This is a genomic window from uncultured Oscillibacter sp., assembly GCF_910584465.1.
Taxonomy (GTDB): domain Bacteria; phylum Bacillota; class Clostridia; order Oscillospirales; family Oscillospiraceae; genus Oscillibacter.
This window is the reverse complement of sequence record NZ_CAJUBK010000072.1, coordinates 1-10182: the sequence shown is the minus strand read 5'-3', so window position 1 is coordinate 10182 and position 10182 is coordinate 1. Positions and strand designations below refer to the sequence as shown.

The following is a 10182-nucleotide window of genomic DNA, read 5'->3' as shown; positions in this document are numbered from 1 at the left end:
CCAGGCTGTCGAAAACGTCTTTTCGACAGCCTGGGCAAGTTTTCAGGACTTTTAAAAAAGTCCTGAAAACTTGCGATTTGAATGGTGCAGGAGACCCCTCCCGGGTCTCCCGCACACACCCTCCCTTCCCGTTGAAGGAGCCCCCGCTGCTTTTTTGACAAACTAAGGACCGGCCCGAGAGGGCCGGTCCTGTTTTTCGCCATGCTCACTCCGCCGTGAAGCGGAAGGTCGTGGTGCTGGTGAAGGTCTCCCCGGCCCTGAGGACGCAGGAGGGGAAATTGGGGTGGTTGGGGGAATCGGGGAAGGACTGGGTCTCCAGGCAGAAGCCCCAGCGCCTGTCATAGGCCGCGCCGCCCTTCCCGGCGGGACAGCCCGCCAGATAGTTCCCGGTGTAGAACTGGACGCCGGGCAGGGTGGAGAGGACCTCCATGGAGATGCCGGTGGCCGGGGAAGCGGCACGGGCGATGGGACGGAGGCTCCCCGCCTCGCCGGACGGGATCCAGTTGTGGTCGTAGCCGCCGGCCTGGACCAGCTGGACGAACGCCTCGTCGATATGGGCGCCGATGGGCGTGGGCCGGCGGAGGTCCATGGGGGTGCCGTCCACGGGGGCCAGCTCCCCGGTGGGGATGGAGCGGGCGTCCGTGGGGGTGTAGCGGTCCGCCAGGAGCTGGATCGTCTGGTCCAGCACCGGGCCGCTGTCGTGGCCGGAGAGGTTGAAGTAGGCGTGGTTGGTCAGGTTGCAGACGGTGTCCCGGTCGCTCTTGGCCTGATAGGCGATGGTCAGGCCCTCCGCCGTCAGCGTGTAGGTCACCTGGACCAGGAGGTCGCCGGGATAGCCCTCCTCGCCGTTGGGGCTGAAGAGGGAGAGGGTCAGGGCGCTGTCCGAGGCGGGCCCCGCCTTCCAGACGCGGCGGTTATAGCCCAGGCCGCCGCCGTGGAGGTGGTTGACGCCGTGGTCGTTGGCGACCAGGGGATAGACGGTCCCGTCCAGCGGGAACCTGGCCCCGCCGATGCGGTTGGCGAAGCGGCCCACCAGGGCGCCGAAGGATTTTCCGTGGGTCCGGTAGGGCTCCAGCGTGTCGAAGCCCAGGAGGACGTCCACGGGCCGGCCCTCCCGGTCCGGGACCCGGAGGGACTGGAGAGACCCGCCGAAGGTGATGATGTCGCAGGACAGGGCTCCGGCGGTCAAGGTGTATCGTTCGATCGTGGTTCCGTCCGGCATGATGCCGAAGGGGGCGCAGGAAGCCATGGGGATCCCCTCTTTCCTATTTTGATGTTGAGATCAGCATAGCACATTTTCCCGGCGAGGTCAAAGGGTTTGTCATGAATGTCCTCGAAGGCTCATAGGCTTGAAAGACAAGCGACAAGCAAAGGGGGATCGTCATGAAAAAAGGAGGAGCGGCGCTGCTGTGCGCCGTGCTGCTGCTGACCACCGGCGCCCGGGCCGTGGAGGTGTCCGCGCCGTCGGCCATCCTGATGGAGAAGGAGACGGGGACCGTCCTTTTCGCCAAGGACGAACACACGGCGCGGGAGCCGGCCAGCGTCACCAAGGTCATGACGCTGCTGCTGGCCATGGAGGCCATCGACAGCGGCCAGCTCAGCTATGATACCATGATCACCGCCTCCGCCCACGCCTGTTCCATGGGCGGGTCCCAAATCTGGCTGAAGGAGAACGAGCAGCTCAGCGTCAGCGACATGCTGAAGGCCGTCTGCGTGGTCTCCGCCAACGACTGCGCCGTGGCCCTGGCCGAGACCATCGCGGGGAGCGAGGACGCCTTCGTGGAGCGGATGAACCAGCGGGCGGCGGAGCTGGGGATGAAGGACACCGCCTTCAAAAACGCCACGGGCCTCCCGGCGGCGGGGCACGTCACCTCCGCCTATGACATCGCGCTGATGAGCCGGGAGCTGATCTTGAACCACCCGGATATCCGGCAGTACACCACCATCTGGATGGACACCCTGCGGGGCGGGGAGTCCCAGCTGGTGAACACGAACCGGCTGGTCCGGTTCTACGAGGGGGCCACGGGCCTGAAGACCGGCTCCACGGACAGCGCCCTCTACTGCCTCTCCGCCACGGCGGAGCGGGACGGCATGGAGCTGATCGCCGTCGTCATGAAGGGGGCCACGTCCGCCCAGCGGTTCGAGGACGCCCAGGGCCTCCTCAGCTACGGCTTCGCCTCCTACGCCCTGCGGAAGATCGTCCCGGACCAGGCCCTGCCGCCCATCCCGGTGGAGCTGGGGGCCCGGGCGACGGTCCAGCCGGTGCCCGGCGAGGGGGGCACGCTGCTGCTGGAGAAGGCCAAGGCCGGGGACCTCCGCCAGTCCGTGACGCTGGAGGAGCGGGTCACCGCCCCCGTGGCCCTGGGGGACCGGCTGGGGACGCTGAGCGTCACCTCCGGGGAGGAGACCGTGGCGCAGATCCCCCTCCTGGCCGGGGAGGAGGTGCCCCGGGTGACCTATGGACAGATGCTGGGGCGGCTGCTGCGGGTGGCCTGCCTGGCAGGGTGAGGGACGGGGCATTCGAGCTTTCACGACCGATCTTGCGCCTTGGACGTGGTATACTCCAGCTTGGCAGGGCTCCCTGCCGGGCTGGAGTTTTTCGATACGGAAGAGAAAGGATGATACATATCATGCCGGAGCTGTTTGAGCTGTACGAGATCGAGCGTTTCCTGCCCCTGCCCTACGAGGCGGCCCTGGGCCCCCGCCTGAAACGGGCCCAGGACCGGCTGCAAAGGGGAGGCCCCTGCCTGGACTGGGTCCGCCTGCCGGAGGAGGGCGCGGCGGTGCTCCGCCTCCACGCGCTGGCGGAGAGCGTCCGGGCCCAGGGGCGGACGCTGCTGGCGGTGGAGGACGGCGGACTGCGGGAGGGCGTCCGGGGCGTGGCGGGATGCCTGGGCGGGGAGACGGAGCGGATCTGCTTCCTCAGCGGACTGCCCTCGCCGGAGGAGCTGCGCCGGGCGCTGGAGCTGGCGGCGCATGGGGAGGTCCTCCTCTGCGCCGCCGGGGGCGGGGAGGGCCTGGCCTTCCGCATCCTCCGCCGGGCGCTGGAGGAGCGGTACGGCGCGCAGGCGGAGCGGTACATCCTGCACGGCGGGGACCCGGGGGCGCGCCATAGCGGCGGGTTCGCCCTGCTGTCGGCCCAGGGGCTGCTGCTCCTGGCGGCCTGCGGCGTGGACGTGGGAGCGCTCCTGGCGGGGGCCTCCGAGATCCGGCAGCGGTGCGCCGCCGCCTCCTTCGAGAACCCCGCCTGGCGGTATGCCGCTGTCCGCCGCCAGCTGGGCCGCGCCGGGTTCACCGTGGAGCTGCTGTGCGGCTGGGACCCCCGGCTCCATCCCCTGCTGGAGTGGGCGAAGGGCTTGGGGGGCGGGGCCCTGCTCTCCGCGGCGGTGGACTGCAGCCGGGAGATCCGGTCCCTGGACCGGTGCGTCCTGGAGGGGCCCCGGTGCTTTTTCGAGACCGTGGTCCGGCTGGAGCCGGAGGCGGGGGACCCGCTCCCCCGCCACCTCCGGGAAGCGGCCGTGGAGGGGGCCCTGCGGGGCCACACGGCGGCGGGCGTGCCCAACCTGATCCTCCGGCCGGGCGGGCGGGAGGCGCGGGCCCTGGGGAAGCTGCTCTACTTCTTCCAATACGCCGGGGCCCTCTCGGCGCTGATGGGGGACAAAGATCCCTTTGCCTGCCCGGCAGAGGAGGACGGGGAGCCGTCCGGCCTTTGGGCCGGGAGCCGGGACTGGTCCCGCGAGGTCCCCGCGGAGCCGGCGGCGGTGTCCCCGAGCTGGTACGCCGGGGCGGGGATCGTGTAAACAATTGCTAAATTTGGTTTTTTGGATTGTTTTTTCCGGCGGAGTGTGTTATCCTTAGGACAAGGCCAAAGCGATTTCAAAATGACAGGAGTGTTTTAATATGGTCAGACTCATTATGGGCATGAAAGGTTCCGGAAAGACCAAACAGCTCATCGAATTGATCAACAACGCGGCGAAAGACGAACCGGGGAACGTGGTCTGTATCGAGGCCAACCGCAACATGACCTACGATATCCATTATCATATCCGCCTCATCGACGCGCATGAATACAAGCTCAACAGCTACGACCTGCTCCAGGGCTTCATCAGCGGCCTGCACGCGGGCAACTATGACATCTCCCACATGTTCATCGACAACTTCTGCAAGATCGTCGGCCGGGACGTGGACGCGGAGACCGAGAACTTCCTCAGCTGGCTGGATGCGTTCGGCGAGCGGAACAACATCAAGTTCACCGTCACCATCAGCGCCGACCCCGCCGCCGCCACCGACGGGATGCAGCGCTTCCTGTAAAAGCGGACAAGCGAAGGCCCCGTCCTTTTGGACGGGGCCTTTTTGGACCCTGTACGCATGTGCGCGCGGCGGCTGAGCGGGTTTCCCGCTCAGCCGCCGCCTTGGCTCCGCGCAGGGGCCCTCGTTTCAGGGCATGGCCTCCAGGACCTCGGGCAGGGCGTCGTTCAGGTCGGAGAGGCAGAGGTATCCGCCGCCGAAGAGCCGGACCAGCTGGGCCCGCGCCCGGATGTCCTGCGCGTCGAGATACCAGATGTCGCCGCCTTCCTCCTGGGTCAAAAAGGTGCAGGCATAGCGGCTGGAGCGATGGCTCTGGGCGGCCTGCTCCTCCAGCAGGGCGGCGATCTCCCCGCCGCTGTGGGGCAGGGACTCCTTGCCGTCCCACTCCGAGCCGGTGGAGGTGAGCAGCAGCGCCAGCTTGTCGGGGCCCACCACGCCGCGGAGGAAGCTCAGCGCGTCATAGATCCGCTCCAGGGGCTCCAGGGGGGCGGCGGTGTTCGCCCCCACGGTCTCGGCCCTCCGCTCGAAGCGGAGGACCAGCCGGTCCGCGGCCTCGCCCAGGGCGGCGTAGTCATAGCCGAAGCTCTCGTCCTTCCGGGAGGGGCCCTCCGCGCCGATGTACAGGAGCTTCCCGCCCAGCTGCTCGCGCAGGAGGCGGGCGGCGGCGGTGAGCTCGTCGCGCTGGGCGGCGGTGGTGAGGCCGGAGGCGTTCAGGAACAGGCCCGCGTAGCCTCCCGTTCTCACCGCCTCCAGCAGGACCTTCGCCAGCAGCTCGGCTTCGCCCTCCCGGACGTGATAGGGCCCGCCGGTGACGTAGAGCAGGGGCTTGGACCCGGCGGCGGTGACGGCGGAACAGATGGCGGCCGCTTCCGTCCGGCTCAGGATCGAGGAGAGCTGGGGCTCTCCGTTATAGGCCAGCACGGCGGCGGCGACGCCCACGGCCTCATAACCCTTGAGATCCGGCAGATCCGCCAGCCGGACGGCGATGCCGATGCGGCCGGTGTCCGGCTCACGGAGCTTGTCGTGGAGCCGCATGAGGAGGACGGCGGCCTGTTCCCGGGTGACATGGCCGTCCGGGGAGAAGGCGGCGTCGGAGGCGCCGTCCATCAACCCCATGCTGTAAGCCATGGCGATGTAGCCGCTGCCCGCCTCCACGTCCTGGAAGGGCAGGGGCGTGTCCTGGGCGAGCCCGGCGATGGTGCCATAGCCCAGGGCCCGGATCAGCATGGCGGCGGTCTCACTGCGGGTGATGGGGGCGTCGGGGCGGAAGTCGCCGTCCTGGCTGGTGAGGGCCCCCTGGCGGTAGGCGGTCTCGACCGCGCCGGCATAGGGCTCTTTCTCGGACACGTCGGCATAGACGGCCCGGGCGGGGGAGGCGGGCTCCCAGCCCAGGACGCGGCACAGCGCGGTCACGAACTCGGACCGGGACATCTCCCGGCCCACGCCGAAGGCGCCGTCGGGGCCGGCCTCGAGGTAGTGCAGGGCCATGCAGCGGTCGATGGCCTCTTTGGCCCAGAGATCTTCCGGCACGTCGGAGAGGGCCGCGGCGGGGACGCTGGCCGCGCCCGCCAGCAGGGCGCAGAGCAGGAGGCAGGCGAACGCCCGCTGAAGTCGTTCCATATCGTTCAGCTCCTTATCGTTGGATCGATCTGCCTATTCTAACAGATTTTTCCCCGTTCGTCAAACCGAAGACCGTCGAAGGAAAAAAGTCCTTGACTTGGAGCCCGCTCTAAGGAGTATGCTGAAGGAAATGACGGAACGCGGCGTGCCATGCAAGGAGGAGAAGGATGACCATTACAGAAGTGAGCAGGAAGTACGGCCTGTCCGCCGACACCCTGCGCTATTACGAGCGGGTGGGCCTGATCCCGCCGGTGCCCCGGAACGGGAGCGGCGTCCGGGATTATGACGCGGCGTCCCTGGGCTGGGTGGAGCTGATCAAGTGCATGCGCTCCGCCGGGGTGGGCATCGAGGCCCTGTGCGAGTACTGCCGCCTGTTCCAGCAGGGGGAGGAGACCATGGGACAGCGCAAGCAGCTCCTGATAGAGCAGCGGCGGCAGCTGCTGGAGCGGATGGAGGATATGCAGCGCTCCCTGGACCGGCTGGACCATAAGATCGAGAGGTACGAGGAGGGGCTGGCCTGCAAGGAGCGGGAGCTGCGGGGACAGATGACCTGAGGGCCCCGGGCCGTCACCGGGCCCCGTCCAGCTCCCGGAACACCCGCCTGGAATAGAGCGCGGTCAGCGCCGCGGCCCCGGACGCCCCCAGCAGGACGGCCCAGGCCGGACAGGACTCGAACAGCGCGCCGTAGACCGCCTGCCCCAAGGGCGAGGCGCAGTTCGCCAGCGCCATGATGAAGGACATCACTTTCCCCAGCAGCTCCGGCGGCGTCTGGCGCTGGACGGCGGCGCTGAGCACCACCACCAGCATAGTGGACAGGACCATGATGGCGAAGCTCATGGCGGTCACGCCCCACCAGCCAAGGGCGGGCCCGGTCCCCGGCAGGAGGGCCGCCGCCATGCCCGCCGCCGTCAGGCCGGCGGCCAGGAGCACGGCGTGTCCCCGCCGGAGGGACAGCCGTTCCCCCAGGAGGGCCGTCAGGATGCCGCCCAGGAGCCCGCCCAGGCCCATGGCCCCCTGGGTCAGCCCCAGGCGGCTGTCGCTCATGCCCAGCACCTGGACCACCGCCACGGGGATGCCCACGATCAAGGCGGCGGACAGCACCAGGTTGAACAGCGCCAGCACCAGCATGACGGACAGGAACACGGGCCGTTCCCGGCGGATGAAGCGCCAGCTCTCCCCCAGGTCCCGGCGGATCGTGGCCGGCACGCTCCCCGCCGCGGCCGCCTGGGGCCGGCGGGGGATGCGGATGAAGAGCTCCATGACGGCGGAGAGGGCGAAGCAGCCGATGCTGACCCAGAGGATGGGCCGGATGCCGAAGGCGCCGAACAGCACGCCGCCGATGACCGGCCCCAGCAGGCCGGACAGGGTGGACACCATGTTGATGACGGCGTTGGCGCTGGTGAGCCGCTCCGGCGCCAGGAGGGGGATGCTGGCCTGGACCGCGGGCTGATAGGCCCCGGCGATGCCGTAGAGCAGCATGAGGCAGGCGACCATCAGCGGGACCAGCGGCGCCCGCCCCAGCAAAAGGGCGAAGGCCAGCACCAGGCCCGCCGTGGAGAAGTCCAGCGCCACCATGATGTCCCGCTTGCCGGCCCGGTCCGCCACCACGCCGCCGATGGGCGCGCACAGCACGGCGGGGACGAACGCCGCCGCCCCCACCGCGCCGAACAGGGCGGGGGATCCCGTCTGCCGCAGCAGGTACAGCGGCAGCGCGAAGCGCAGGATGGCATTGCCGAAGAGGGAGACGATCTGCCCGACGACCACCAGGGTGAAGTCCCGGCGGAACAGGGGCGCTCGGTCTGTTTTCATAAAGACAGCTCCTTTTCTTGAATTTTAAAGACCGACCGTCGGTCTTTATATCTCCAAAAAGAAACTGCCCGCGCGCGGCAGTCTCTTTTCAGTCGTGTGCCTCCCCGTCCAGGGACGGGGGATGGGCCATCTCCGTATAGCGGACCAGGGTGTCCACGATCTCCTGGTCGATCAGCCCCTCGATGCCGAAGCTCCGGAACAGCCGGTCGTAGATCTCGCAGCGGGCCCGGATCTGCTCCGGAGTGGAGGGCTGGACGATGGGGTTGATCCACACGTCCGACAGCATCATCATGGCCTCCGCCAGCTCCCTGGGGCGGTCCGTATGGATGGAGCCGTCGGCCATGCCCTGGCGGATGACGGGCTCCACGAAGCAGGGGACCACCTCGGTGAAGATGCTGTGCATCTCCGCCGCCAGGAACTTGGGGTTGTCCATCAGGTAGGGCATCATGCAGAACATCTTGGCCTGCCGCTCCGGCTGGAGGGAGGCCTTGAACATGGTCCGCAGCTTCTCCAGGCCGTTCAGCGCAGGGGCGTCCCGGACCTGGGACAGCACTTCGCCGTTCCGGCGGCCGATGCGGTCGCAGACGGCGTAAAAGATGTCCTCCTTGGAGGCGAAATGGTGGTAGATGGCCCCCTTGGAGAGGCCCGTCCTGTCCAGGATGTCCTGGAGGGAGGCCCGGTCATAGCCCTTCTCGATGAACAGCTGCTCCGCCGTGTCCAGGATCTTCCGCACCGTTTCCTCCGGGTACTTGTTCCGCGCCGTGAAGCATCCCTCCAAACAAACCAACGGTCTGTTTGCAGTATAGCACCGCGGGGGGCCGGTGTCAAGGGGGGCTTGACGGGCCCGCCTCCCCGCCGTACGCGCCCCGCCCGCTTTTTCCGCTCCTTTTTCCGCAAGAGGCATTTTCGCTCTTGCTTTTTAAGGAAAAACAGGGTATATTAACAAAGTACGCACAGCGGCCCTGACGCCTCTTTGCGCAGGTGCTTGGAAACTTTGAAGGAGGAACAGATATGTCTACGAAATCCTATTATCCCAGGACCGAGATCGGGCCCGGCAAGGTCGGGTTCTCCAAGACCCGCTCCATCATCGAGGCCCCCTTCTACGGCAACAACGTCGTGAAGATCAACTCCCTCCGGGAAGCCTATGACATGGCCAAGAACTCCCCCGGCACCGTCGTCACCGACATGCCCGTCTACCGCGGCGAGGAGTTCGGTCTGGAGCCCGACGCGAAGGTCCTGCTGTTCAACGACGGGTCCATCACCGGCCGTTACGCCGCCGCCCGCCGCATCACCGGCAAGCCCGGCGTGAACACCGCCGAGCTGGACAAGATCGTCATGGACGCCGTTTATGACACCCGCTGGAAGACCATGTACCACGCCGAGGTCTTCATCGGCCTGGATCCCGAGTTCATGGTCAAGGCCCACCTCCTCATCCCCGAGGGCGAGGAGAACCTCCTGTACAACTGGATGCTGAACTTCCAGTACCAGTCCGACGAGTACGTCAAGATGTACAAGAAGTCCAAGCCCGTGGGCGGCGGCAAGGAGCCCGATATCTATATCTTCTCCGATCCCCAGTGGACCGGCGCCCCCGGCAAGGAGGAGATCTGCGATCCCAAGTGCCTGTGCTACTTCAACACCGACACCAACTGCGCCGCCATCCTGGGCATGCGCTACTTCGGCGAGCATAAGAAGGGCACGCTGACCCTGGCCTGGGCCGTCGCCAACCGCAACGGCTACGCCTCCTGCCACGGCGGGCAGAAGGAATACACCCTGGACGACGGCAGCAAGTACGTCGCCGCGGTGTTCGGCCTGTCCGGCTCCGGCAAGTCCACCCTGACCCACGCCAAGCACGGCGGCAAGTACCCCTCCATCAAGGTCCTCCACGACGACGCCTTCATCATCAACTCCGATACCTGCGCGTCGATCGCCCTGGAGCCCACCTATTTCGACAAGACCGCCGACTATCCCGTCCCCGCCGAGGACAACAAGTATCTGCTGACCGCCCAGAACTGCTCCGCCACCCTGGACGACGAGGGCAAGATCGTCCTGGTCACCGAGGACGTGCGCAACGGCAACGGCCGGGCCATCAAGTCCAAGCTCTGGTCCCCCAACCGGGTCGACAAGATCGACTCGCCCGTCAACGCCATCTTCTGGATCATGAAGGATCCCACTATCCCCCCCATCGTCCGCCTGAAGGGCGCGTCCCTGGCCTCCGTCATGGGCGCCACCCTGGCCACCAAGCGCTCCAGCGCCGAGCGGCTGAAGGAGGGCGTGGATCCCAACGCCCTGGTCGTCGAGCCCTACGCCAACCCCTTCCGCACCTATCCCCTGGTGAACGACTATGAGAAGTTCAAGAAGCTGGTGGCGGAGAAGGACGTGGCCTGCTATATCATCAACACCGGCGACTTCATGGGCAAGAAGGTCCAGAAGGAGGACACCCTGGGC

Annotated in this window: 9 protein-coding genes; 5 read left to right on the top strand and 4 right to left on the bottom strand. The window is 67.3% G+C overall.

Translation table 11 applies throughout. The annotated features are described in order from the left end of the window. Positions 1-205 precede the first annotated feature (205 nt). Positions 206-1249, bottom strand: coding sequence for an aldose epimerase family protein (locus tag QZ332_RS11965; protein WP_295765701.1), 1044 nt, complete (start codon positions 1247-1249; stop codon positions 206-208). A gap of 134 nt (positions 1250-1383) precedes the next feature. Between QZ332_RS11965 and QZ332_RS11960 the strand changes: the two genes are divergently transcribed. From QZ332_RS11960 to QZ332_RS11950, 3 genes are all read left to right on the top strand, one after another. Continuing rightward, positions 1384-2508 carry a D-alanyl-D-alanine carboxypeptidase family protein gene (locus QZ332_RS11960; protein ID WP_295765699.1) on the top strand — a complete coding sequence of 375 codons (1125 nt, stop codon included), beginning with the start codon at positions 1384-1386 and terminating at the stop codon, positions 2506-2508. A 122-nt stretch (positions 2509-2630) separates the two neighbouring features. Further along, a complete protein-coding gene (locus tag QZ332_RS11955) occupies positions 2631-3800 on the top strand; it encodes a hypothetical protein (protein WP_295765697.1) in 1170 nt (389 codons plus the stop codon). A 100-nt stretch (positions 3801-3900) separates the two neighbouring features. Next, complete coding sequence (locus QZ332_RS11950) at positions 3901-4311, top strand: hypothetical protein (RefSeq protein WP_295765695.1); 411 nt, start codon at positions 3901-3903, stop codon at positions 4309-4311. Between the two features lie 126 nt (positions 4312-4437). Here QZ332_RS11950 and QZ332_RS11945 read toward each other — a convergent pair whose 3' ends face one another. Then, positions 4438-5928, bottom strand: coding sequence for an S-layer homology domain-containing protein (locus tag QZ332_RS11945; protein ID WP_295765693.1), 1491 nt, complete (start codon positions 5926-5928; stop codon positions 4438-4440). A gap of 167 nt (positions 5929-6095) precedes the next feature. On the opposite strand from QZ332_RS11945, the gene QZ332_RS11940 reads away from it, so the two are divergent. Next, on the top strand, positions 6096-6482 hold the full coding sequence (locus tag QZ332_RS11940; RefSeq protein ID WP_295765691.1) for a MerR family transcriptional regulator: 387 nt from the start codon (positions 6096-6098) through the stop codon (positions 6480-6482). Positions 6483-6495: 13 nt separating this feature from the next. Here QZ332_RS11940 and QZ332_RS11935 read toward each other — a convergent pair whose 3' ends face one another. Beyond that, on the bottom strand, positions 6496-7737 hold the full coding sequence (locus QZ332_RS11935; RefSeq protein WP_295765689.1) for an MFS transporter: 1242 nt from the start codon (positions 7735-7737) through the stop codon (positions 6496-6498). A gap of 88 nt (positions 7738-7825) precedes the next feature. Continuing rightward, on the bottom strand, positions 7826-8470 hold the full coding sequence (locus tag QZ332_RS11930; RefSeq protein WP_295765686.1) for a TetR/AcrR family transcriptional regulator: 645 nt from the start codon (positions 8468-8470) through the stop codon (positions 7826-7828). Between the two features lie 278 nt (positions 8471-8748). Between QZ332_RS11930 and QZ332_RS11925 the strand changes: the two genes are divergently transcribed. Continuing rightward, a partial coding sequence (locus tag QZ332_RS11925) for a phosphoenolpyruvate carboxykinase (ATP) (RefSeq protein WP_295765684.1) occupies positions 8749-10182 on the top strand: 1434 nt, incomplete at its 3' end.

What these genes read in the sequence shown, in the direction of transcription:
- QZ332_RS11965 (WP_295765701.1), bottom strand. Translation starts at nt 1,249, where the DNA reads ATGGCTTCCTGCGCCCCCTTCGGCATCATGCCGGACGGAACCACGATC.
- QZ332_RS11960 (WP_295765699.1), top strand. Translation starts at nt 1,384, where the DNA reads ATGAAAAAAGGAGGAGCGGCGCTGCTGTGCGCCGTGCTGCTGCTGACC.
- QZ332_RS11955 (WP_295765697.1), top strand. Translation starts at nt 2,631, where the DNA reads ATGCCGGAGCTGTTTGAGCTGTACGAGATCGAGCGTTTCCTGCCCCTG.
- QZ332_RS11950 (WP_295765695.1), top strand. Translation starts at nt 3,901, where the DNA reads ATGGTCAGACTCATTATGGGCATGAAAGGTTCCGGAAAGACCAAACAG.
- QZ332_RS11945 (WP_295765693.1), bottom strand. Translation starts at nt 5,928, where the DNA reads ATGGAACGACTTCAGCGGGCGTTCGCCTGCCTCCTGCTCTGCGCCCTG.
- QZ332_RS11940 (WP_295765691.1), top strand. Translation starts at nt 6,096, where the DNA reads ATGACCATTACAGAAGTGAGCAGGAAGTACGGCCTGTCCGCCGACACC.
- QZ332_RS11935 (WP_295765689.1), bottom strand. Translation starts at nt 7,737, where the DNA reads ATGAAAACAGACCGAGCGCCCCTGTTCCGCCGGGACTTCACCCTGGTG.